Origin of the sequence: Pseudomonas germanica (genome assembly GCF_019614655.1) — a bacterium.
Taxonomy (GTDB): domain Bacteria; phylum Pseudomonadota; class Gammaproteobacteria; order Pseudomonadales; family Pseudomonadaceae; genus Aquipseudomonas; species Aquipseudomonas neuropathica.
Window position 1 is genome coordinate 3,547,360 of sequence record NZ_CP071586.1, and the last position, 24,125, is coordinate 3,571,484.

The following is a 24,125-nucleotide window of genomic DNA, read 5'->3' on the forward strand; positions in this document are numbered from 1 at the left end:
GACTGCCGCGCGACGAAATGTTTATGCATCAAGGCATGATTCGGGCTTTGAAGGTCTGGATCCTCTGAACTCCAAGCCTGTCCTGGAAATCCTCGCCAGAGCATTCCTGGGCGACACATTGGCCAATAATCCTCTGGCCTCACCTGTGTTCACGGACGTCACCGGTCTTCCACCAATCTTGGTGCAGATCGGCGAGAACGAGCTGATGTTGAGTGATGCAATGCGCCTTGCAGCTCACCTGGCTGATAACCGAGTTCGCGTGAACCTGGAAGTATGGCCTGCGATGTTCCACGCCTGGCACTTCTACGCCACCATGCTGCCAGAAGGTCAGCAGGCTATGGAGAGTTCCGTTCGCTTCATCGAGGCTGGCTTGGCCGACGCTAAGCGCTAAAACGCAGAGCAACCGCGTTGGCAGGGCCGTGTCCACTGAACTTCAAGGTCTACGCGATACCCTGAGCGCCAAGCCTGGCATCCACTTCGACGTTCAACCCAAGCACCTCATAGATCCGAGAAACCACCAGCATCGTCGCCTCCTCAACCGTTCCTTCATTACGGCACAACATCCAGCCGTGATCCTTGACCGCTTGCTCGAACATTTCTGTACACGCCACATGCTCTGCGTGCTTCTGGATCACAGTGCCGCCCAGTCCTCGTGATCGGTTCGCAGCCCTGGCCCATGAAATATCCGGATCGGTGACGACGCCGACATGCAGATCTGGCACCCGCACATCTCGCTCCATATTCAATTGAAGAATCTCGGCAAACGGGATGGTTTGGCGAAACGCGGCATCCGAGGGATACCAGCGATCGATCAAGATGATGCTGTCCAGCGGCTGCTTCGTCAGAACGTTCTGGGAGATCCAGCGACGGCTATCCGCGAGGCGCTGACACACAGCCCACTCCAGATCCCGGCAAGGATTTCTCGCCAGAGTGTTGACCAAGGCCATGGTTTCACCCCTGAACGGATCGCTTTTTCTCTCGCAAAGCCGGATGACTTTCTGGTTGCCCGCCCTCAATACTTGCGTAACGGCTTCCAACAGTGTGGTTTTGCCGGTGCCTTTGGGCCCATCCAGAGAAACGAACAGCGGACGATTCATTGTTCACGCAACAATCAAGACATTGATGCCCACTCTAACCTCATTTCCGGTATTCCATCAGCGCATCCCTGCCCCTTGCTGATACTCACGCGGCGTACAGCCAAACTCCCGGCGAAACACCGTGTGCAGATACTGCGCAGATTTAAACCCGCAACTGCGCGCCACGTCGGCGATCACCGAGTCAGTATTTTTCAATCCGCTGGTGGCCGCTGCCAGTTTGAAACGCAGGATCTCGTCGTGCACGCTGCAGCCTCGCTCGGCGCGGAAATGCGCTTCGAGTGATGAGCGCGACACACCGACATACGCCGCCACCTGCGCCGTTTTGATGCCTTGGCAAGCGTATTGGCGGATGAACAGCAGCGCTTGCATGACGTAGGGATTGCCCAAAGGCTGGTGCAAGCTCGACACCTGCACGTTGACCGCATCGGGAGGAATCAGGATTTGTGTACCGGTGGACGGCATGCCATGGAGCATCTGATGGAGTAATTGCGCGGCGGTACGGCCCATGGTTTCGGTGCCCTGAATGACCGAGCTCAGCGGCACGCGGGTCAGGCTGCGTGTCAGCGGATCATTGTCGATGCCGATCAATGCCACCTGTTCCGGCACGGCAATCCCGGCGGTCAGACAGGCTTGCAGCAACTGGCGCGCGCGGGCGTCGCTGACGGCGATGATGCCGATGGGTTTGGGCAGGCTTTGCAGCCAGGCGATCAGTTGTTCGACGGCGCTGTCCCACAGCGGTGCGCTGGTGCCCATGCCGCGATAGATTTCGCCGTGCAGACCATCGCGCTTCATCAATTTGCGAAAGGCTTTTTCGCGCTCTTGCGCCCAGCGATTGGCTTGCGCTTCAGGCAGGCTGAAACAGGCGAAACGCTGCAGTCCCGCCTCGATCAAGTGCGTGTAGGCCAGCGTTATCAGTGCGTTGTTATCGGTGGCGACGTAGGGAATCGCTTTCGGATAGGCGCGCTTATCCTCGTACGAGCCCCCTACCGCTACCACTGGCATCTGGATATCGGCCAGCGCCTCGCCAATCAGCGGATCGTCGAAGTCGGCGATGATCCCGTCGCCCTGCCAGCGCTCGATGCCTTTCAAACGACAGAGAAAATCCTCTTCCAAAAACAGGTCCCAGGAGGCCCGAGTGCTGCTCAGGTAGTTGCCGATGCCGCTGATGATGCCACGGTCGTAGATCTTGCTGCCGTTGAACAACAGAGCGATGCGGTGAACAGGCGGTACGGTTTTCATTGTTTTTATGCTTGTCCCGAGCCCCTTGTCACAGAGGCGATTGACACAGACTAGGCGCCTGGTCGAAGAAGCTCAATACGCAAAATCGCACTCCGTGTTGATGCTTTTCATAATCAGCGGGGTCGGGGCCGTTGCTAGTATCGAGACACCGCCAAGAACAACAAGGACAAGGTCCATGCAGTATTTCCCTGATGTCGAGCCGATTCGCTACGAAGGCCCAAACAGCGATTCCCCCCTCTCCTTCCGTCACTACGACGCCGACAAACTCATCCTCGGCAAACCCATGCGTGAACACCTGCGCATGGCCGCCTGTTACTGGCACACTTTCGTCTGGCCGGGTTCCGATGTGTTCGGCGCGGGGACGTTCAAGCGCCCATGGCAACACGCCGGCGACCCGATGGAACTGGCGATCGGCAAAGCAGCCGCCGCCTTCGAGTTTTTCTCCAAACTGGGTATCGACTATTACTGCTTCCATGACACCGATGTCGCCCCGGAAGGCAGCTCGCTGAAGGAGTATCGCAACCATTTCGCGCAGATGGTTGATCACCTTGAGCAACACCAGGAAGCCAGCGGCATCAAGCTGTTGTGGGGCACCGCCAACTGCTTCAGCAACCCGCGTTTCGCTGCCGGCGCCGCGAGTAATCCGGATCCGGAAGTGTTCGCCTGCGCCGCTGCCCAGGTGTTCAGCGCCATGAACGCGACCCATCGCCTGAAAGGCGCCAACTACGTGTTATGGGGCGGTCGCGAAGGCTACGAAACCCTGCTCAACACGGACTTGAAGCGTGAACGCGAACAACTCGGCCGCTTTATGCGCATGGTGGTCGAGCACAAGCACAAGATCGGTTTCACCGGTGACCTGCTGATCGAACCCAAGCCGCAAGAGCCGACCAAGCACCAATACGATTACGACAGCGCCACCGTGTTTGGCTTTCTTCAGCAGTTCGGGCTGGAGCACGAAATCAAGGTCAACATCGAGGCTAACCACGCGACTTTGGCCGGGCATAGCTTCCATCACGAGATTGCGACCGCTGTCTCCCTGGGGATTTTCGGCAGCATCGACGCCAACCGGGGTGATCCGCAAAACGGCTGGGACACCGATCAGTTCCCCAACAGCGTCGAAGAAATGACCCTGGCCACCTATGAAATCCTCAAGGCTGGCGGGTTCAAGAATGGCGGTTTCAACTTCGACTCCAAGGTGCGCCGGCAAAGCCTCGATCAGATCGATCTGTTCCATGGCCACGTCGGCGCCATGGACGTTCTCGCCCTTTCTCTGGAGCGCGCAGCGGCCATGGTGCAGAACGACGAACTGCAACGGCTCAAGGACCAACGCTACGCCGGTTGGCAGCAGCCGTTCGGGCAGGCGGTGTTGACGGGTGACTTCAACCTTGAGTCGTTGGCCGAGCTCGCGTTCACCAACGAGTTGAACCCGCAAGCCGTCAGCGGCCGCCAGGAAATGCTCGAGAACATCGTCAACCGCTACCTCTATCGCTGATTGCTACGGGAATCTGCCGGCGCTTCGACGCTGTGACAATTGCACGACAATTCTGTGCCTGCGGCGTCTGCGGATTCTCTACAGTTTTACCAGCCCGATACTCATCGTCAGGCCGTGTCTTTCCAACAACAATAAAAGGACGCCCCATATGAAGAACGTAAAACGCACGTTATTGGCCACTGTTCTGGCCTTGCTGTCGCTGCCGGTGCTGGCTGACGCAGCCCACCCGAAAATCGGTTTCTCCATTGATGATCTGCGCCTGGAACGCTGGTCGCGTGACCGTGACTACTTCGTCGCGGCGGCAGAAAAAATGGACGCCAAGGTCTTCGTGCAATCGGCCGATGCCAACGAGCAGAAGCAGATCTCCCAGATCGAAAACCTCATTTCCCGGGGCGTCGATGTCATCGTCATCGTGCCGTTCAATGCCACGGTGCTGACCAACGCAGTGGCCGAAGCGAAGAAAGCCGGGATCAAAGTCGTGTCCTATGATCGTCTGATCCTCAACGCCGATGTCGACGCCTACATTTCCTTCGATAACGAAAAGGTCGGCGAGATGCAGGCCAGCGGTGTGCTGAATGCCGCGCCGAAGGGCAATTACTTTTTGCTCGGTGGTGCGCCTACCGACAACAACGCCAAGATCCTGCGTGAAGGCCAGATGAAAGTGCTGCAACCGGCCATCGACAAGGGCGATATCAAGATCGTCGGCCAGCAGTGGGTGAAGGAATGGAACCCGACCGAAGCGCTGAGCATTGTTGAAAACGCCCTGACACGCAACGACAACAAAATCGACGGCATCGTTGCCTCCAACGACGCCACGGCGGGTGGTGCCATTCAGGCATTGGCGGCGCAGCAACTGGCCGGCAAGGTGCCGATTTCCGGGCAGGACGCCGACCTTGCTGCTGTCAAACGTGTGATCGCCGGCACGCAAACCATGACCGTTTACAAGCCGCTGAAACTCATCGCCTCCGAAGCGGCCAAGCTTTCGGTGCAACTGGCACGCAACGAAAAACCCGCCTTCAGCTCGCAGTACGACAACGGCAGCAAAAAAGTCGACACCATCCTGCTCACGCCAACCCCGCTGACCAAGGACAACATCGACCTGCTCGAACAGGACGGCTTCTACACCAAGGCGCAAATTGCCGGGAAGTGATCACATCACAAATCTCCGGTGATGCGAAAACCCTTGTGGGAGCGAGCCTGCTCGCGAATGCGGTGTGTCAGTCAACGAAGCATTGTCTGAACTGACGCTTTCGCGAGCAGGCTCGCTCCCACAGGTTTCGTGGTGTGTGAGTCTTTGATATACGAGCCCTCTCCATGTCCGACTATCTGCTGCAAATGAACGGCATCGTCAAAACCTTCGACGGTGTCAAAGCGCTGAACGGCATCGACATCAAGGTCAGGCCCGGCGAGTGCGTTGGCCTGTGCGGCGAGAATGGCGCCGGCAAGTCGACGCTGATGAAGATCCTTTCGGCGGTCTACCCCCACGGCACCTGGGACGGTGAAATCCTCTGGGACGGTCAGCCGCTAAAGGCGCAATCGATCAGTGAAACGGAAGCCGCCGGTATCGTCATCATTCACCAGGAGCTGACGCTGGTGCCCGACCTGTCGGTGGCCGAAAACATTTTCATGGGCCATGAATTGACGCTGCCCGGCGGACGCATGAATTACCCGGCGATGATCCACCGCGCCGAAGCGCTGATGCGCGAACTGAAAGTCCCCGACATGAACGTGTCGCTGCCGGTTTCGCAGTACGGCGGCGGCTATCAGCAACTGGTAGAAATCGCCAAGGCTCTGAACAAACAGGCCCGCCTACTGATCCTCGACGAGCCATCATCGGCGTTGAGCCGTTCGGAAATCGAGGTGTTGCTGGATATCATCCGCGACCTCAAAGCCAAAGGCGTGGCCTGCGTCTACATCTCGCACAAGCTCGATGAAGTCGCCGCCGTGTGCGACACCATTTCGGTGATCCGCGACGGCGAACACATCGCCACCACCGCCATGGCCGACATGGATATTGCGCAGATCATCACGCAGATGGTCGGGCGGGAAATGAGCAACCTCTACCCCTCCGAGCCGCACGATATTGGCGAGGTGATTTTCGAGGCCCGGCACATTACCTGCTACGACGTCGACAACCCCAAGCGCAAACGGGTCGACGACGTTTCCTTCGTGCTCAAACGCGGCGAGATCCTTGGTATCGCCGGTCTGGTCGGTGCCGGCCGCACCGAACTGGTGACCGCGCTGTTCGGCGCCTACCCCGGTCGCCATGAGGGCGAAGTCTGGCTCGATGGGCATCCCATCGACACCCGCACGCCGCTCAAATCAATCCACGCCGGCCTGTGCCTGGTGCCGGAGGACCGCAAGCGCCAAGGCATCATTCCGGACCTGGGCGTTGGCCAGAACATCACCCTCGCCGTGCTGGACAACTACTCGAAACTGACCCGCATCGATGCCGAAGCCGAACTGGGCAGCATCGATAAGGAAATCTCGCGCCTGCACCTCAAAACCGCCAGCCCGTTCCTGCCGATCACCAGCCTCTCGGGGGGTAATCAACAAAAAGCCGTGCTGGCGAAGATGCTGCTGGCCAAACCCCGGGTACTGATTCTCGATGAGCCGACCCGAGGTGTGGACGTCGGCGCCAAATACGAAATCTACAAGTTGATGGGCGCACTGGCCGCTGCCGGCGTGTCGATCATCATGGTCTCGTCGGAACTGGCCGAAGTGCTTGGCGTTTCCGACCGCGTGCTGGTGATCGGCGAAGGCCAGTTGCGTGGTGACTTCATCAACCATGAACTCACCCAGGAACAGGTACTCGCCGCCGCCCTCAGCCAGCCTGGCAGCCATAACAATAATGATCGGAAAACCGCGTAAATGAATCAGGTCAAACAACTGTTCACCCGCTACAAAATGCTCGCGCTGGTGTTTGCCGTGGTGCTGATCTGGCTGTTCTTCAGTTGGCAGACCGAGGGCGGATTTCTGACCCCGCGCAACCTTTCCAATCTGCTAAGGCAGATGTCGATTACCGGCATTCTTGCCTGCGGCATGGTGCTGGTGATCATCAGCGGCGAGATCGATTTGTCAGTCGGTTCATTACTCGGCCTGCTCGGTGGTCTCGCGGCGATTCTCGATGTTGTCTACCACATTCCGCTGCTGGCCAACCTCAGTCTGGTCGCCCTGTGTGGGCTGATGATCGGCCTCGCCAACGGCTACATGACGGCTTACCTGCGCATCCCCTCGTTCATTGTCGGTCTCGGCGGCATGCTGGCGTTTCGCGGGATTCTGCTGGGGATTACCGGCGGCACGACCATCGCACCGGTATCGCCGGAACTGGTCTACATCGGCCAGGGTTACCTGCCTCACGCAATCGGCACTGGCCTGGGCATTTTGCTGTTCGCGCTGACGGTGTTCCTGACCTGGAAACAGCGGCGCAATCGCGCCCTTCACGGCCTCGCGGCGCATTCGTTGGTGCGTGACGTCATCCGCGTATTGGTGATCGGCGCCGTGCTCGCCGGTTTCGTTCAGACGCTGAACAGCTATGACGGCATTCCCGTGCCGGTCTTGTTGTTGCTGATTCTGCTGGGCGTGTTCAGTTACGTCACCAGTCAGACCGTGTTCGGCCGGCGCGTCTATGCCGTGGGCAGCAATATGGAAGCGACGCGCCTGTCCGGGATCAATGTGCAGGCGGTGAAGCTGTGGATTTTCGGGATCATGGGCGTGATGTGCGCCCTCGCCGGCGTGGTCAACACCGCGCGCCTCGCCGCCGGTTCGCCCTCGGCCGGGAGCATGGGCGAACTCGACGCCATCGCCGCCTGCTTTATCGGCGGTACCTCCATGCGCGGCGGCTCCGGCACGGTGTACGGCGCCCTCCTCGGTGCGCTGGTCATCACCAGTCTGGATAACGGCATGTCGATGCTCGACGTCGACAGTTACTGGCAGATGATCGTCAAGGGCAGCATTCTGGTGTTGGCGGTTTGGGTGGATGTGAGTACGCGGACCGGGCGCCGTTGAGCCGCAGGCATCACGCAGCGGGCGTGGTCGCGGGCGTCGGGCTGAGAATTTCCATCAGGAAGTCGATAAACACATTGATCCGGCTGGACCCACGGTGATTGGGTAAATACAACGCGTTGATGCACGTGCTGGCGCTGCCGGGATTGACCTCGTACTGCTCAAGCAAGCGGGTCAGCCGGCCGACTGCGACGTCGTCGCGCACCAGCCAGTCGGCCAGCAGCGTCACCCCGCCGCCGCCGATGGCGGCTTCGCGCAGGATGTCGGCATTATTACTTTGCAGCCGCCCGTGGACATTGAGCTGAATGGGCGCGTCTTCATTCTGAAAAGTCCAGTGCTGGTGGGTGGCGCCGTAATCGAAACGCAGGCATTGATGCTCCAGCAAATCCCGTGGGTGACAGAGCACTGCGCTACGCGCCAGATACGCCGGACTCGCTACCACCCAGCGTTCGAACTGCCCCACGCGTTTGCTGACGATGTCTTCACTGACCACCGACGATCCGAGCCGCACGGAAACATCGATCTGCTCGCTGAGCAGGTCGCTGACCTGATCGCTCAGCGACAGACTGATCTCCAGACCGGGATGCCGTTCAAGCAAACGGCTCAGGTGCGGCGCAATCAGGCGCCGCCCGAACTCCACCGGCACGCTGATGCGCAGACGGCCCTGCGCTTCGGCGCCACGATCGGCGACGACGGCATCGGCTTCGTCGATCGCGTCGAGAATCGCCACGGCTTTTTCGAAATAGGTCTGGCCGGCAACGGTCACGCTGGTGTTGCGCGTGGTGCGATTGAGCAGGCTCGCGCCCAACTCGTGTTCCAGCCCCGCGACTTGCCGGGTCACTGACGACGTTGATATCCCGAGTTTGCGCGCTGCCGAGGAATAGCCCCCGCAGCGCACGGTTTCCACAAACATCTTCAGTGCCAGCAACTTGTCCATAAGCGGAGTCCGGTCGAAAGGGAACGCGGATGATTGTGCATCACTGTTCCCCCGTCGTCTTGTACCGCCGTGCTTGCCCGCACTCGCCGGTTGTTCAGACATCGGCCTGGCGACCCAGGAACAAGCCGAGCGCCAGCGCTGGCAACAGCGCCACCGCGACAGCGGACAGGTTCCAGCCGAAATGCTCGTACAACGGGCTTGCAACCAGCGACCCCAGCGCGCCGCCGACGAAAATACTGGTCATGTACACGGCGTTCAGGCGCGCACGGCTGTGGGGATCGAGGGCGTACACCTCACGCTGGCCGAGCACCATGTTCAATTGCACGGCGAAATCCAGCAGCACCGCGCACACCACCAACCAGACATAGCCGCTGCCCGGGAGCGCGGCGATCAGCAGCGAAACCGGCGCCAGCAGCAATGCGACCAGCGTGCCGCGACGACCATGCCCGGCATCGGCCAGACGTCCGGCAATCGGCGCGGCAATGGCACCCACCGCACCGACCAGCGCGAAGATCGCGACTTGTGCCTGAGTGAAGCCGTGGTGACGCATCAGTTCAATCGGTGCAAGGGTCCAGAACAGGCTGAAACTGGCAAACAGCAACCCTTGATACAGCGAGCGCTGACGCAACAGTGGATAGCGCCGGGCCAAGGCAAACACCGAACCGATCAACGCAGCATACGAAGCTTTATGCGTCGGCAGCCGACGCGGCAGCGCCACCGCAGTGATCAGCGCGATGACCGCCATCAGGGCCGCCGCGCTGTAAAACACCCCGCGCCAGCCGAACACTTCAACCAACAGGCTCGACAGTGGCCGCGACAACAGAATACCCAACAGCAGACCGCTCATAATATTGCCGACGACGCGGCCACGACTGGCCTCAGGCGCCAGGTGTGCCGCCAACGGCACAAGGATCTGCACGGCCACCGAGGTCAGACCGATCAGCAAAGACAACAGCAGGAACATCGACGGTGAATGGGTCAGCCCGGCGCACAGCAATGTGACGCTCGCCGCCAGGGTGAAGCCGACCACCAGCCGGCGGTTTTCCATCAGGTCGGCCAGTGGCACCAGCAGTAACAGGCCCAGTGCGTAGCCAAATTGCGTCAGCGAAACGATCAGGCTGGCATTGGCGCTGGACAGTCCGATCTGCGGTGCAATCAGTTCGACGATCGGCTGCGCGTAATAAAGATTGGCCACGACCGCGCCACAGCAAAATGCCAAGAACGCGACCATCAGGCCGGACAGTGAAGTTGGCTGTTCGGCATTCGCCGCAACGGCCGGATTGCCTGTGAGCATGATGACACCTCATTGAGTTCAGGAAAGTGCTGCCAAGGCTACGGCCCTGTGGCGATGCGCAGAATCCACGCGGCGGGCAACGCAGTGATGCGTCCGACGCAACGGCGCAGGCGTTGCTTCTCGCGCAACGCGCTGTTGCGCGCGCCGCTGATTCTCCCGCGCAGACGGTTTCTCTACGCTTTGGCCTCTGGCGCTGTCGTCCCCAGCGGCGCCCTTCCCCGGCCATCACAAGGAGCGTTTCCATGACCCGCAGCCCATCCGTCCTGTCATCGCCTGCCGCGTTTTTTCCTGTGCCATGAACAGCTCATTTCTGAAGTCCAGAACGCTATGGATCAGCGTGGCAGTCATCGCTGTGCTCGGCCTGATCGGTGCCGTTTGGTTGATGTGGCGTCCGGCAATTACACCCATCGAGCGCCCGACGCTGTTCGATACTGCGCAATTGCAACGCGGGGCGCGGGTGGTCGAGGCCGGCGATTGTGCGGTCTGCCATACCCGCCCCGGCGGTGAATATCTGGCCGGCGGGCTGCCGCTGGTAACGCCGTTCGGCACGCTGTACAGCACCAACATCACCCCGGACGTAGAAACCGGTATCGGCCAATGGTCGCTGCCGGCCTTCGAGCGGGCGATGCGTCAGGGCATTGCTCGCGATGGTCACTTGCTCTATCCGGCGTTCCCCTACGTGCACTACCGGCGCATGAGCGCAGCAGACATCGCCGACGCTTACGCCTACTTGATGAGCGGCCCCGCCGTGCACGCGCCGGCCGCGCAGAACCAGATGAATTTTCCGATGAACATTCGCCCGTTGGTGGCGTTCTGGAACCTGCTATTTCTGCACGGTGAGCCGCTGACGCCTCTGGCGGGGCGTAGCGAGGCGTGGAATCGCGGGCGTTATCTGGTCGATGGCCCGGGCCATTGCGCCGGCTGCCATTCGCCGCTGAACCTGATCGGCGCGGAAAAGTCCTCGGCATACCTACAGGGCGGCAGCGTTGACGGCTGGCACGCGCCGGCGCTGGTCGGCATGGGCCAGCGCAGCAACCCGTGGAGTCGTGAGCAACTGGTCGGCTATCTGCGCGCTGAGATCGTTGATGGCCACGGCACACCCGCCGGGCCGATGCGTCCGGTCAGCTTGAGTCTGGCCCGCTTGCCCGCCAGTGAGGCCGAGGCGATTGCCGAATACCTGCTCAGTTTGGAAAACCCGCTTTCGGTGACAGAGACAACAGCGCAGCGCGCCGCCAATGCCCCGGCAGACCACTCGACCGACGCCCTGCTCTTCAGCAGCGCCTGCGCCGGTTGCCATGGCCCAGCGGCGCCGATGCGCACCATCGATGGTCGCCCGGGGTTGCAAAACACCTCGGCGCTGCAAGCGGCCAGCTCGCGCAATTTCCTCAAAACCGTGCTTGAAGGCTTGCCCGCCACACCCGGATCGCCCGGTCCGCTGATGCCTGCATTCGCCGCCAGCCTCGACAACGCGCAACTCGGCGCACTGGCCGCGTATCTGCGTCAGCAAGCCAGCCCCGATCAACCGTGGGCCGACCTCTCTTCCACTATTGAAGCGTTACGTCAGGAGACGAAATGAGCCAGATCACCCTCAACGTCAACGGAGCCGCGCAACCGCTTGAGCTGGAGCCGGACATGCCGCTGCTGTATGCGCTGCGCAATCACTTGAACCTCAACGGCGCCAAATACGGCTGCGGTCTCGGCCAATGCGGTGCCTGCACGGTGATCGTCGATGATCAACCGGTGTTCGCCTGCCTGACGCCCTGCGCCGGCCTCGAAGGCAAAAAAATCTGCACCGTGGAAAGCCTCGGTAGCGCAGAAGATCCTGGCCCCCTGCAAGCGGCGTTCATTGAGAAACAGGCCGCGCAATGCGGTTACTGCATTGCCGGCATGCTGATGCGCGCGCAGGCGTTGCTTGAGCGTAATCGCCACCCGGATGAGGCGACCATTCGCGAGCACATGGCCGGCAACCTGTGCCGCTGCGGTACGCACTTGCGCATCATCGAGGCGATCAAACAGGTGGCCGGGCACAACGGGAGCCTGACATGAGTGAGTCGAATGAATTGAACCCGAGCCGCCGCGCCTTCCTGCGTGGCGGTGCGTTGCTAATGGCGTTCACCCTGATGCCGGTCGCGCGGCGTGTGTTGGCGGATACGGAAGTCGATACGCTCGGCACCGTGGTCCTCGCCCCCGACCTGCCCGGAAGCCTGCGCACCAATCCGTTTCTCGACGCTTGGATCCGCATCGGCGCCGACGGCATTACCGTCTACACCGGCAAGGTCGAATTGGGCACCGGGGTGAAAACCGCGCTGCTGCAAATCGCCGCCGAACGTTTGCAGGTGCCGGCGTCCGCGATCAACCTATTCACCGCCGACACCGCGCTGACACCCAACGAAGGCTACACCGCCGGCAGCCACAGTATTTTCGACAGCGGTACCGCGTTGTATAACGCCGCCGCACAGGTACGCGAAATGCTCGTCGATGCCGCCGCGCGCAGTTGGCAGGTTGATGCAGCACTGCTGAGCACCCGCGACGCTGTGATCGTAGGCCCGGCCGGCCAGCAGATGAGTTACGCCGACGCGGTCAAGCATGTCGATGTGCATCAATATGCCAAGGCTCAGTCACCGGCGATGGCCGCCGCTGATTTCAAACTGATCGGCCATTCGTTGCCGCGCCTCGACATTCCGGCGAAGGTCAGCGGTGGTGCGGCCTTCGTCCAGGACATGCGCCTGCCGGGCATGCTGCATGCGCGGGTGATCCGCCCGCCTCGTCCGGGCTGCAAGCTGCAAGCATTCGATGCGGCGTCCATCGAAGCGCTGGCTGGCGTGGTCAAGGTGATCCGCAACGGCAACTATCTGGCGGTGGTCGCCGGTGATGAGTGGCAAGCGATCAAAGCCATGCGCCGTGCCAGCGAAGTCGCGCAGTGGAGCAGCGGCGAGGCGATTCCTGATGCGGCGCAGATTCATGACCTGCTCAAACGCCTGCCCTCACGGCGCTATCCGATCAGCAACAGCGGCACGCCAAACGGCGCGGCCGACACGCGTTTTCAGGCGCGGGTCACCAAGCAATATCTGATGCACGGCTCGATCGGCCCGTCTTGCGCAGTGGCCTGGTTCAAGGACGGCACGCTCACCGTCTGGACCCACACCCAAGGCGTTTACCCGCTGCGCGCCGGCATTGCCGAAATGCTCGGCCTGCCACCAGAGCGGGTGCGCTGTATTCATACTGAAGGCTCAGGGTGTTACGGCCACAACGGCGCAGATGATGCCGCCGCCGATGCAGCATTGATTGCCCTGCGCGTGCCCGGTACGCCGGTGCGCGTGCAATGGATGCGCGAACAGGAAAATCTTTGGGAGCCGTATAGCTCGGCGATGGTCACTGAAGTCGACGCAGGCCTCAGCCAGGGTCGTCTGCAGGACTGGGCCTACGAACTCTGGACCACGCCGCATAACGAACGCATCGTCAACGCCGGGCGTCTGCTGCCGGCACGCTTGCTCGCGCGGCCCTTCGCCTCGGCGCCATCCGTGCCGATCGCCCAGCCCGAAGGCGATGGTGATCGCAACGCGGTACCGCTGTATGCGTTGAACTCGACGCGCATCAACATGACCTTCGTCACCCAGATGCCCTTTCGCACCTCGGCCATGCGTTCACTGGGCGCGCACATCAACATTTTTGCCATCGAGGCGAGTATCGACGAACTGGCGGTCAGGGCCGGCATCGACGCGGTCGCCTTGCGTCTGGCCCATCTCAGCGACCCGCGTGCTCGCGCGGTGGTAGAACGTGTGCGTGATGAGATCGGTTGGCCGCAAAAAAGCAGCGAGCCCGGCGCCGGTATCGGTTTCGCCTTTGCCCGCTACAAAAACATCATGGGTTACTGCGCCATCGCGGTGAAACTTCGCGTGCATCCGCAGACTGGCGAGATCCGCATCGATCACGTGGTGACGGCGGTGGATGTCGGCCAGATCGTCAGCCCCGATGGCCTGCGCAATCAGGTCGAGGGCGGCATCGTGCAGTCCGCGAGCTGGACCCTGTACGAAAAAGTCGCCTACGACGCGGGGGGCATTCGCAGCTACGACTGGAGCGGTTATCCGATTCTGCGCTTCACGCAACTGCCGAAAAAAGTCGATGTGCATTTGCTCGACCAACCGGGAGAACCCTTCCTCGGTGCCGCTGAAATCGTTCAAGGGCCGATGGCCGCCGCCCTTGGCAACGCCGTCGCCAACGCCACTGGCCGGCGCTGGCTGAACCTACCGCTCACGCGCTCAAACCAATCCGACTGAGCCACGCCCGTGTTCATCGCTGATGAGCACGGGCGCCGTTGCGTTGCGCGCAAAACAGCGTAGCGCCGGTCGCCGATTATCAGCCCCGCTGAGCGCGGTTAAGTTAGCGGCACTGGTTCGCGGCCCCGCTGCCGCGCTTGAATTTCCTTTATTGAAATCTGGAGCTACCCATGACCCGTCGTCTGTTCCAACCCCTCGCACTCGGTCCTTACACCCTCGCCCATCGCGTGGCGATGGCCCCCTTGACGCGCTCACGCGCCGGCCAACCGGGCGATGTACCGACGCAGATGAACGCCGAGTACTACCGCCAGCGGGCCAGCGCCGCGCTGATCATCACCGAGGCCACACAAATCTCCCGGCAGGCTCAGGGTTACGCCTGGACGCCGGGCATCTACAGTCCTGAGCAAGTTGAGGCGTGGCGCGACGTCAGCGCGGCGGTGCATGAGGCCGGCGGCCTGATCTTCATGCAACTGTGGCACGTCGGCCGGGTGTCCCACCCCAGTTTTCAACCCGATGCTGGCCTGCCGGTTGCGCCCAGCGCGCTGCCAGTGCCTGGCAAGACGTTTATCGTCGACGAAAACGGTAACGGCGTCTGGGGTGATGTGCCGGTGCCGCGCGCGCTGGAAACCGCGGAAATCGCCGGCATCGTCGAGGACTACCGCATGGCCGCGCGCAACGCATTGCTGGCGGGCATGGACGGTGTAGAGATTCATGCCGGCAACGGTTACCTGCTCGACCAGTTTCTTAACAGCAACAGCAACCAGCGTGACGATGCCTATGGCGGCAGCGTGGAGAACCGCGCGCGGTTTCTGCTGGAGGTGGTCGCGGCCGTGGCTGAAGAAGTTGGCGCCGAGCGGGTCGGCGTACGCCTGACGCCGATGGGGCGCTTCATGGGCATGGGTGATGACACTCCGGAGGCAACCTTCGGCCACCTCGTCGAAGCGCTCAATCATTGGAATCTGGCCTACCTGCACCTGGTCGAGCCGGCGATGGTCGGCACAGTCAAAGACGAGAACTTCGACCCGCGCTGGGACGCGATCATTGCCCAGTTGCGCAAGACCTGGAACGGCGTGCTGATCCTGGCCGGCGGCTACGATGCGCAATCTGCCGAACAGGCGCTGATTGCCGATCGTGCCGACATCATCGCGTTTGGCCGGCCGTTCCTGGCCAACCCGGACTTGCCGCGTCGGCTGCACGATGGCCTGGCGCTCAACGTGCCGGATCCGAGCAGCTTCTTTGGCGGGGATCAGCGTGGCTACATCGATTATCCATTTCATGCCTGAGCAGAAGCAGACCACCCACCTCTCATGATGTGTAAATCCAAGCAGGGGCCGATGCGCCCCTGCCCTACCAAGTCGTACGATCTCTACGCTTAGTCAAATAGGTAAAAAACCGGCTTAACGCCGAACATATGCGTAGCTGTGAGCTTCCAGGTCTATTGCCCGACGTCGCCGAATGCGATAAAACGGGCTAGTTATACGACAACCTAATAAAAACCAAGTCGTTCGAACGGCTAACAATCCTGAGATCTGCCATGCCTCGCCCTACCGCTACGCAAACCGTGCCGCCACCCTACCCCCGTTATCTGGCGGTGATCATTCTGTTGTGCATGGGCTGTGCGTTTGCCGGCAATCATGTGGCGGCGCGAGTCGCATTTGATGATGGTGCGGGAGTGTTGCTGGCGATTTTGATGCGTTCCGGCGGGACCTTGCTGGTGCTCGCCATGCTGGTGCTGTGGCAAAGACAAAGCCCGCGTTTGCCGGCGGGCGCATGGCGCTGGCAACTGCTGCTGGGGTTGCTGATCACTGCGCAGAGTCTGTGTCTGTATTCCGCTGTCGCACGGGTGCCGGTGGCGCTGGCCCTGCTGGTGGCGAACGTATTCCCTATTCTGCTGGCATTGCTCACCTGGGCGCTGGGTGGCCCGCGACCGAGCGCGCGCACCGCGATATTGATGGGTTTGATTCTATTGGGTCTGGTGTTTGTGCTGGACGTGCCCGGGCGCCTCTCGACCACGACAGACGTCAGTGCGCAATGGCTGACCGGCGTCGCGCTCGCGTTCTGCGCCGCCAGCGTGTTCGCCTGCGCGCTGTGGATCACCGACCACAAACTGTCTCAGGTACGCGGCTCGGTGCGCAGTCTGCTGACCATTTTCATCGTGTTCAGCAGCGTCAACCTCGCAGGGCTGACGGGCGCTCTTCCCGGCGGATTGAACCTGCCCGCCACCTCGACCGGATGGCTGGCCCTCGCCACTCTGGTGGTGCTGTACGGCACAGGTTTTATCGTCTTGTTCATTTCCGTACCTCGACTCGACATGCCGCGCAATGCGCCGGTCATGAACATCGAGCCATTGGCAACGCTGCTGATGGGCTGGATTGTGCTGGACCAAATGCTCAGTAGAGGACAGATTCTCGGCGGGGTGATTGTGGTCACGGGCATCGTCTTGCTGACGTATCGTAAATCAGTGGTCAAGGCTGAGGTTAAAGTCAGTGCGTGAAGGGTTCTCGCCAGCGGTTCTCACGGTCGAGTTTGGCCTGCTTCGGCCAGCTTCTTTTGCACATAAAAAAGCATCAACACCGAATTTGTCTGAGCCTGTCTCGATTGCTGCTCAAACAACGCCACAAGCTCTTCTTCACGCTTGCACTCAGCGTTGATATCGCCCCTTGCAAATTCGCAGCTACCGTATTGGCCCCAGCCTTTGCGGGCCTCATCGGTATCTCGGGCGGGATACACCCAATACGCTTGCCATGCACCGTCGACGACAGGTTTGCCGGCCGCGTCTATCTGCTCAATCGCCTGCAAGGTTGCTGTCGCAGCGGCGTCCAGAAAACCTTGAGGGGTGGCATCGGCTTTATCCGCCTCATCACGAAGCGCCTGACACTGCGCGTCAGACAAGTCGAACACTGGCAGCGCTTCAATGCTCTCGAACTCATCAAACGGATCGGCATGATTGCCCGGCAACTTGGCGTGGTAAGCCGGCACGACATGGCCGGGGACGCTCATGTCTTGTATGTAATGCAAGACCCTTCCCGCTTGCTCGTATACCGCAACGGGATCGGCACCGGGTTCCACCAGCAGCGCGTTCAGCTTTTCAATACGTTTGGAAAAAATCACGTCCAGGCTACGGTTGGCGAACCAGAATGGCTCAAGTTTTTTGTTGCGGTTATAGAAGTGCCAATTGGTAGCGCGCTGAGGGAGCGTTAGCAGGTTTGAATCCTCAGCGTCAGTGCCTGCCGCCAAAGCCTCCGCCAACTGTTCGGGCAACTTCACCCCCGGGCAGCGTTGATACGCCTGAGCTGCTTTCAGTGCATAGGCCGAATGCAAGTCGGGGTTGAAGGCGAAGGCTGGGGTTGACGGGTTGAACAGCAGCGATAGGCCAAATACTGCGAGGTAACGTGTTGCGGCTCTTCGGCCTATCCGGGTGGCTTCCATGCTGTTGATCTCCAGAAACTTGCGTGATTGCGGAACACTTATCGTACGCGCGGCAATTTAGCACTTAGGTGGTGGCAAAAAGCTGTTTTTTGCTCAGCCACTCAGGACAAGCATAAAGGGCAACCCCTGCGTCCTAACGTCGCAGCAAACAGCTATTGGCAAATCCTGCACAAGCCTTAGAATCCCGCGCTCTCTTGCAGCCCCCTCGGTGTCTGCCTGCACCACAACACACTTCGGCTTGGCAATCGCATGCGCAGCGGCGCACGTTGCGCTGTTCGTCCTCTAGAGGTTTTTATGTCTCCGCGTTTGCTGGCCATGGCGCTGGCGCCCCTGCTCGGGCTGTTCATTGTTGCGCTGGGCAACGGTTTCATGTCGTCGCTGACCACCCTTCGACTGGACGCTGCCGGTGCCTCGACCACGATGATCGGTATCGTTTCATCGGCCTACTTCATCGGCCTGACCCTGGGTGCGGTGTTCAATGACCGTTTGATTCTGCGCATCGGCCATATCCGCGCCTATGGCAGTTTCGCCTCGCTGATCGCCGTGACCATTCTGCTGCAGGGCTTGTTCTATGACACTTGGGGCTGGTTCGCCCTGCGCCTGATCAACGGCTGGGCCACGGTCGGCGTGTTTCTGGTGATCGAAAGCTGGCTGCTGCTGGCGGGCGACGCGAAGATTCGTGGGCGCTTGCTCGCGTTGTACATGATCGTCTTGTACGGCGCCGGTGTGCTGGGTCAGGCAACGCTAGGGAAAATCACCGGGTTGAGCGACAGCGCACCGTTCATGGTCGCCGGCATGCTCGCCTCGTTGTCGGTGCTGCCGATCGTGATTCTGCCGCGCGTATCGCCATTGCTTGATCAGGTTGAACCGCTCAAACCCCGGCAACTGCTAGGCGTGACGCCGACCGGGCTGGTCGGCTGTTTCGGCTCGGGTGTGACCATCGCGGCGATCTACACCTTGCTGCCGCTGTATCTGCAACGCAGCGGTCTGAATGTGGGTGAAGTCGGCAGCATGATGGCTTGGACGATTCTCGGCGCGATGCTCCTGCAATACCCAGTCGGGCGCTGGTCTGACCGCAAGGATCGCTTGCAAGTGCTGACCATTCTGACGGTGGCATGCACGGTGCTATCGCTGGTGATCGTCCTGCTGCCGTTGTCCTCGACCATGCTCGCGGTGATGTTGTTTCTGCTTGGTGGTGGTGTGTTCGCGCTGTACCCGGTCGCGGTCAGCCACGCCGCCGACCGCGCCCCGGCCGAAGCCTTGGTGCCGATGATTCAGGGCTTGCTGCTGATCAACTCGCTGGGCTCGGCGATCAGCCCGATGATGATCTCGCCGGTGATGAATTCGTTCGGCGCCAATGGGTTGTTTTGGGTGTTTGCGTTGGTCAATCTGTGCATGGTCACCTTCTTCCTGTGGCGCCGTGGCAAACGCCCGGTTCCGGCCAATCCCGCACCTTTTGCGGCGGCAGCGACGTTCTCGCCGACTGGTGCGGAGCTGCGGGTGACTGAAGACTTGCGTCAAGCGGTGCAGGAGCATCCGCCGATGGTCGATGCACTGAGCGGCGAGCCTTCGCCGCAATGTGAGACGCGCTAGGGGTTGCGCCAGTCAGCGCCAAGCGCAGGCTGGCTCGCACCGCTATTCAGATTCGTGGGTGATATCCACGAGCGGAATCGGTTCAATCGCCCAAGCGCGAATCTGACGACGTTCAGGGCTGGGTATTGCGCAGGCTTTGCGTCCAGTGAACGTTCGCGCAAGACGCTCTTCATCAATGCGCCAGCCGCGCAACTCCAGTGCCTGCACGTCTTTGCGAAAGGCAATCTGCAGCGCATCGGATTTCAACGAAACCTCCTGCTGAAAAGAGTCCGGCACACGCTCGGGCCGGACGTTTTTCAGCACAGCGTGATCTTGTTCGAAGATACGGATATTGCTCGCAATGAACCTGCGATCCAGCAGTCGGGTGCGCAGGAACGTTCTGCCCATCATCCACCAGGTGCGCGTGCGATTGGCGTCAATCGGCACATGCGCCGAGACGATGTAGATCCGCCAGCCGTTGGGCAACTCAAGCTCAAGCGTTGTACAAGGGCCGGACAGGTGAAACCCCGGAACAGTGGCCACACTGACAAACTCGGTGGAGGATTTGCGCCGCAGCAGCCCTTTGCGTGCCGGCCTGCGCATGAGCATTTGGGCGCTGCCGCTCCACGCATCGCTGTCGACCTCGAATGATTCAATCTCGGGATGATCCGGATCGCCGAAGGTTGATCCATGGACAAACGGTGCGTGCGCGAAGTCCAGACCGTTTTCGATAATCCGGTCCCAACTGGCCTGCCAGTCGAAGTGGCCCGAGACCACGCGGATGGCGGGATCGTCGATCCAGTCGAGCATCGGCAAGGGTGGACGCTCAGACTCAGGCAGATCACCTAAAAACGCCCAGATCCAGCCGTATCGCTCCAGCGTCGGGTACGCATCGACGCGGGCCTTGGCGGGAATCCGCAGGTCGGGCTGCGCCGGTATCTGCGTGCACACACCATCAGCGCCAAACCGCCAGCCGTGATAGGGACACTGCACGCTGTTGCCGACCTTGCTGCCGGCCGACAGTGAGCCGCCGCGATGCACGCAGATATCCGACAGCACGTGCGCGACGCCAGCGTCATCGCGGAACGCTACGAAAGGTTGTCCGAGCAATCGAACCGGCATCAGTCCATCAGTCAACTGTGACGATGGGAGAACGACATACCACAGGTTTGTAAGCATGGGGGGCGTGCGATCCGTCAGTACGGTGAGTTCAAGTCAGAAAAACCCTGGAATGCAAAACTAAACCAGAGGGCTCCACTTGGCCAACGTGAATTGCCAGTGCCCTTGCCCTGCCCTTTGCCTACACTTGCTTGCCAATGATGTTTACCTCTCTGCCGAAGGAGTCACCATGTCCAAGCTCTATCCGAGCATCGATCCCGAGGGATTGGTCGAGTACTCAGTGGTCTACACCGACCGCTCGCTCAATCACATGTCGCAGTCCTTTCAAGGCGTGATGAAGAACATTTCCAAAACCCTGAAACAGGTCTACCACGCCGAAGCGGTGGCGGTGGTTCCAGGCAGCGGCACTTTCGGCATGGAAGCGGTGGCGCGGCAGTTCGCCACCGGCCAGCAATGCCTGGTGATACGCAACGGCTGGTTCAGTTATCGCTGGAGCCAGATTTTGGAGATGGGCAACATCCCGGCGGCCACTACGGTGCTCAAGGCCCGGCCGATCGAGACGGGTCGCCAGCCCGCCTACGCCCCGCCGCCGTTGGACGAAGTGCTGGCAGCCATCGCGGCGCAGAAACCGAAAGTCGTCTTCGCGCCCCACGTTGAAACTTCATCCGGGATCCTCCTTCCCGACGATTACCTGCGGGCGGTCGGCGACGCCGTACATGCAGTGGGCGGCCTGTTCGTGCTGGACTGCATCGCCTCCGGCACCATTTGGGTGGATATGCACAAATGCGCCGTCGACCTGCTGATCAGCGCACCCCAGAAAGGCTGGAGCGCCTCCCCTTGCTGCGCCCTGGTGATGTTCAGTGCTGCGGCGCTTGCGCGCATCGAACACACGCAAAGCAGCAGCTTCGCCTGCGACCTGAAAAAGTGGCTGCAAATCATGCAGGCCTACGAACAGGGCGGACATGCCTATCACGCGACCATGCCCAGCGATTCCCTCGCGCGATTCAACGACGTGATGAAAGAGACGCAAGCGTACGGTTTCGACAAGATCCGCGACGAACAACAGGCGCTGGGCGATCAGGTGCGCGCCCTGTTAACCGGCAGAGGTTTCAAAAGCGTCGCCGCAGAAGGCTTTCAGGCCCCCGGCGTCGTGGTGAGCTACACCGATGATGCCGACATCAAAAACGGCAAGAAATTTGCCCAGCACGGCCTGCAGATCGCCGCCGGCGTGCCATTGCAATGCGATGAGCCAGCCGACTTCCAGACCTTTCGCCTCGGGCTGTTCGGGCTGGAGAAGCTGCAGAATATCGAGCGCACGGTCAGCCTGCTGGAGCAGGCATTGGATGAGGTTATTTAGATACCCGGCAACCCGTCGTCGGGCCGCCTGGTTCGGCCGTTTAATAGACTTGAGGCACCATGAGTTCCGGTGGCGTAGGACTGCGAGAGTAGTCCTCCTCGCGCACGCGCTGCGGCAGTTCAATCAGCGGTAACTCGACTTCTTCGTAAGGCATTTGGCCGAGTAGATGATTGATGCAGTTAAGTCGGGCTTTTTTCTTGTCGTCGGCTTGCACCACCCACCAGGGTGCTTCGGCAATGTGGGTGCGTTCGAGCATGATTTCCTTGGCCTTGGTATAGGCCTCCCAACGCCGACGTGACTCCAGGTCCATCGGGCTGAGTTTCCACTGCTTGAGCGGGTCGTGAATGCGACTAAGGAAGCGCAGGTGTTGTTCTTGGTCGGAAATGGAAAACCAGTACTTGATCAACTGAATGCCGGAACGGGCGAGCATCCGTTCAAACTCTGGCACGGTCCGGAAAAATTCTTCGTACTGATAGTCGTTGCAAAATCCCATAACCTTTTCAACACCGGCGCGGTTGTACCAACTGCGGTCAAATAGCACGATCTCACCTGCTGCCGGTAGGTGCGAGACATATCGCTGGAAGTACCATTGAGTTCGCTCGCGGTCGTTGGGCGCGGGCAAGGCAGCGACACGGCATACCCGAGGGTTGAGCCGCTGGGTTATGCGCTTGATTACCCCTCCCTTGCCAGCGGCATCGCGCCCTTCAAACAAGATCACTACCTTGTGTCCGGTCTTGACCACCCAGCTTTGCAACTTCACCAGTTCACCCTGCAGGCGAAACAACTCGCTGAAATAAAGCCGTCGGTCGTCCTTCTCAATACCGTTCGGAACGTGGTCATCGAACAGCGCGTTCAGGTCATGCCCGTCTTCGGACAACTCCAATTCCAGCTCCTCGTCACTGTGGTCGAGCAGCTCGCGCTGAATGCGGTGTATCAACTGATCTTGAGCTGAGGGCATGGTGAAGACCTCGGGTACTGGATGGTACTGCCATACTGACGTCGATTTATGACTGAGCAGTTACCGGGGTTCTCGGGATTGCTGATTGCTTGAAGCAGACGTTGCATACCGGCCCAACGTCCCGAGCGTTCAACTCTGTTGGGTATCCGCTCAGTGAGCCTCACGCTCTGCTCTTTCGATATGTAGTCAGTCGGGGCACAATGCGCATCCTTTTTTGGCTGGCCTTGCCGGAGGCCTCGAAATGATCAAGACACCGTACTACCTCATCGACAAACAGAAACTGCTGACCAACATGCAGAAGATCGCCTATGTGCGCGAACAGTCAGGGGCCAAGGCCCTGCTGGCACTCAAGTGCTTCGCAACCTGGTCGGTGTTCGACTTGATGCAGCAATACATGGACGGCACCACATCGTCGTCGCTGTACGAACTCAAGCTCGGCCGCCAGAAGTTCGAAGGCGAAACCCACGCCTACAGCGTGGCCTGGGCTGACGATGAGATCGAGGAGATGCTCGACAATTGCGACAAGATCATCTTCAACTCCATCAGCCAACTGCAACGTTTTGCCGAGCGCTCTGAGGGCAAAGTCCGGGGCCTGCGCGTTAACCCGCAAGTCAGCAGCTCCGATTATCTGCTGGCCGACCCGGCGCGTCCGTTCAGCCGTCTAGGCGAATGGGACCCGGTGAAGATCGAAGGCGTTATCAGCCAGATCTCCGGCTTCATGTTCCACAATAACTGTGAGAACGGCGACTTTGGCCTGTTCGACCAAATGCTCTGCACCATTGAAGAACGCTTCGGTGAGCTGCTGCACAAGGTCAGTTGGGTCAGCCTGGGCGGCGGCATTCACTTCACCGGTGAAGGCTACGCACTGGACGCGTTCTGCGCTCGTCTCAAGGCGTTCTCGCAAAAGTACGGCGTGCAGGTCTATCTGGAGCCTGGCGAAGCGGCGATCACTAACAGCGCTTCGCTGGAAGTCACCGTGCTCGACACTCTCTACAACGGCAAGCACCTGGCCGTCGTGGACAGCTCCATTGAAGCCCACTTGCTCGACCTGTTGATCTATCGCCTGAACGCCAAGCTGGCGCCGAGCGAGGGTGAACACACCTACATGGTGTGCGGCAAATCGTGCCTGGCCGGAGACATCTTCGGCGAGTACCAGTTTGATCGTCCGCTGGCCATTGGCGATCGACTGTCATTCATTGATACCGCCGGCTACACCATGGTCAAGAAGAACTGGTTCAACGGCCTGAAAATGCCATCCATCGTGGTGAAACAACTCGATGGTACCGTCGAAGTAGTTCGCCAATTCGGTTACGAAGACTACCTGTCCAGCCTTTCTTGAAACGGACAGA

At 60.3% G+C, this 24,125-nt stretch carries 19 protein-coding genes and 1 pseudogene; 13 read left to right on the forward strand and 7 right to left on the reverse strand.

Translation table 11 applies throughout. The features are described 5' to 3' along the window. Window positions 1-40: 40 nt before the first annotated feature. Window positions 41-391 (forward strand): annotated as a pseudogene (locus J0G10_RS15835) (alpha/beta hydrolase fold domain-containing protein); the annotation flags it as partial. Window positions 392-440: 49 nt separating this feature from the next. On the opposite strand, the gene J0G10_RS15840 reads toward J0G10_RS15835, so the two are convergent. Both J0G10_RS15840 and J0G10_RS15845 read right to left on the reverse strand, forming a co-directional pair. After that, window positions 441-1,097, reverse strand: coding sequence for a dTMP kinase (locus J0G10_RS15840; protein WP_095125971.1), 657 nt, complete (start codon window positions 1,095-1,097; stop codon window positions 441-443). A 57-nt stretch (window positions 1,098-1,154) separates the two neighbouring features. After that, window positions 1,155-2,336 carry a XylR family transcriptional regulator gene (locus J0G10_RS15845; protein WP_220556178.1) on the reverse strand — a complete coding sequence of 394 codons (1,182 nt, stop codon included), beginning with the start codon at window positions 2,334-2,336 and terminating at the stop codon, window positions 1,155-1,157. Window positions 2,337-2,511: 175 nt separating this feature from the next. Between J0G10_RS15845 and xylA the strand changes: the two genes are divergently transcribed. The 4 genes from xylA (at window position 2,512) to J0G10_RS15865 (ending at window position 7,836) form a co-directional block, all read left to right on the forward strand. Next, complete coding sequence (xylA, locus tag J0G10_RS15850; protein WP_220556179.1) at window positions 2,512-3,828, forward strand: xylose isomerase; 1,317 nt, start codon at window positions 2,512-2,514, stop codon at window positions 3,826-3,828. A 148-nt stretch (window positions 3,829-3,976) separates the two neighbouring features. After that, a complete protein-coding gene (xylF, locus tag J0G10_RS15855; protein WP_220556180.1) occupies window positions 3,977-4,978 on the forward strand; it encodes a D-xylose ABC transporter substrate-binding protein in 1,002 nt (333 codons plus the stop codon). Between the two features lie 164 nt (window positions 4,979-5,142). Beyond that, window positions 5,143-6,699: a D-xylose ABC transporter ATP-binding protein gene (xylG, locus tag J0G10_RS15860; protein WP_220556181.1), complete on the forward strand. Its 1,557-nt coding sequence runs from the start codon at window positions 5,143-5,145 to the stop codon at window positions 6,697-6,699. After that, on the forward strand, window positions 6,700-7,836 hold the full coding sequence (locus J0G10_RS15865) for a sugar ABC transporter permease (RefSeq protein ID WP_007913196.1): 1,137 nt from the start codon (window positions 6,700-6,702) through the stop codon (window positions 7,834-7,836). It abuts the gene before it with no gap. A 10-nt stretch (window positions 7,837-7,846) separates the two neighbouring features. Here the strand turns inward: J0G10_RS15865 and J0G10_RS15870 are convergent, their stop codons facing one another. Together J0G10_RS15870 and J0G10_RS15875 are read right to left on the reverse strand one after the other, a co-directional pair. Then, a complete protein-coding gene (locus J0G10_RS15870; RefSeq protein WP_220556182.1) occupies window positions 7,847-8,770 on the reverse strand; it encodes a LysR family transcriptional regulator in 924 nt (307 codons plus the stop codon). Between the two features lie 94 nt (window positions 8,771-8,864). Beyond that, the gene (locus J0G10_RS15875; RefSeq protein WP_095048968.1) at window positions 8,865-10,064 is read right to left on the reverse strand and encodes an MFS transporter; all 1,200 of its coding nucleotides are present in this window, start codon (window positions 10,062-10,064) and stop codon (window positions 8,865-8,867) included. 337 nt (window positions 10,065-10,401) lie between these two features. On the opposite strand from J0G10_RS15875, the gene J0G10_RS15880 reads away from it, so the two are divergent. The 5 genes from J0G10_RS15880 (at window position 10,402) to J0G10_RS15900 (ending at window position 16,835) form a co-directional block, all read left to right on the forward strand. After that, complete coding sequence (locus J0G10_RS15880; RefSeq protein WP_425355393.1) at window positions 10,402-11,640, forward strand: c-type cytochrome; 1,239 nt, start codon at window positions 10,402-10,404, stop codon at window positions 11,638-11,640. Continuing rightward, window positions 11,637-12,110, forward strand: a complete 474-nt coding sequence (locus J0G10_RS15885; protein ID WP_220556184.1) for a (2Fe-2S)-binding protein — start codon at window positions 11,637-11,639, stop codon at window positions 12,108-12,110. The genes J0G10_RS15880 and J0G10_RS15885 overlap by 4 nt, the downstream gene beginning before the upstream one ends. Beyond that, the gene (locus tag J0G10_RS15890; RefSeq protein ID WP_220556185.1) at window positions 12,107-14,341 is read left to right on the forward strand and encodes a xanthine dehydrogenase family protein molybdopterin-binding subunit; all 2,235 of its coding nucleotides are present in this window, start codon (window positions 12,107-12,109) and stop codon (window positions 14,339-14,341) included. The genes J0G10_RS15885 and J0G10_RS15890 overlap by 4 nt, the downstream gene beginning before the upstream one ends. A gap of 170 nt (window positions 14,342-14,511) precedes the next feature. After that, a complete protein-coding gene (locus tag J0G10_RS15895) occupies window positions 14,512-15,624 on the forward strand; it encodes an alkene reductase (protein WP_220556186.1) in 1,113 nt (370 codons plus the stop codon). Between the two features lie 251 nt (window positions 15,625-15,875). After that, window positions 15,876-16,835 carry an EamA family transporter gene (locus J0G10_RS15900; RefSeq protein WP_220556187.1) on the forward strand — a complete coding sequence of 320 codons (960 nt, stop codon included), beginning with the start codon at window positions 15,876-15,878 and terminating at the stop codon, window positions 16,833-16,835. A gap of 20 nt (window positions 16,836-16,855) precedes the next feature. Here the strand turns inward: J0G10_RS15900 and J0G10_RS15905 are convergent, their stop codons facing one another. Further along, a complete protein-coding gene (locus J0G10_RS15905) occupies window positions 16,856-17,770 on the reverse strand; it encodes a phospholipase C/P1 nuclease family protein (RefSeq protein ID WP_220556188.1) in 915 nt (304 codons plus the stop codon). 294 nt (window positions 17,771-18,064) lie between these two features. Here J0G10_RS15905 and J0G10_RS15910 point away from each other — a divergent pair, with 294 nt between their 5' ends. Further along, the gene (locus J0G10_RS15910; protein WP_095118906.1) at window positions 18,065-19,363 is read left to right on the forward strand and encodes an MFS transporter; all 1,299 of its coding nucleotides are present in this window, start codon (window positions 18,065-18,067) and stop codon (window positions 19,361-19,363) included. Window positions 19,364-19,405: 42 nt separating this feature from the next. Here J0G10_RS15910 and J0G10_RS15915 read toward each other — a convergent pair whose 3' ends face one another. Further along, on the reverse strand, window positions 19,406-20,521 hold the full coding sequence (locus tag J0G10_RS15915; protein WP_220556189.1) for an aromatic ring-hydroxylating dioxygenase subunit alpha: 1,116 nt from the start codon (window positions 20,519-20,521) through the stop codon (window positions 19,406-19,408). Between the two features lie 169 nt (window positions 20,522-20,690). On the opposite strand from J0G10_RS15915, the gene J0G10_RS15920 reads away from it, so the two are divergent. After that, on the forward strand, window positions 20,691-21,818 hold the full coding sequence (locus J0G10_RS15920) for an aminotransferase class V-fold PLP-dependent enzyme (RefSeq protein WP_220556190.1): 1,128 nt from the start codon (window positions 20,691-20,693) through the stop codon (window positions 21,816-21,818). A 40-nt stretch (window positions 21,819-21,858) separates the two neighbouring features. Here J0G10_RS15920 and ppk2 read toward each other — a convergent pair whose 3' ends face one another. After that, window positions 21,859-22,776 carry a polyphosphate kinase 2 gene (ppk2, locus tag J0G10_RS15925; RefSeq protein ID WP_095048978.1) on the reverse strand — a complete coding sequence of 306 codons (918 nt, stop codon included), beginning with the start codon at window positions 22,774-22,776 and terminating at the stop codon, window positions 21,859-21,861. A gap of 241 nt (window positions 22,777-23,017) precedes the next feature. On the opposite strand from ppk2, the gene J0G10_RS15930 reads away from it, so the two are divergent. Continuing rightward, complete coding sequence (locus tag J0G10_RS15930) at window positions 23,018-24,115, forward strand: carboxynorspermidine decarboxylase (RefSeq protein WP_095048979.1); 1,098 nt, start codon at window positions 23,018-23,020, stop codon at window positions 24,113-24,115. Window positions 24,116-24,125 lie beyond the last annotated feature (10 nt).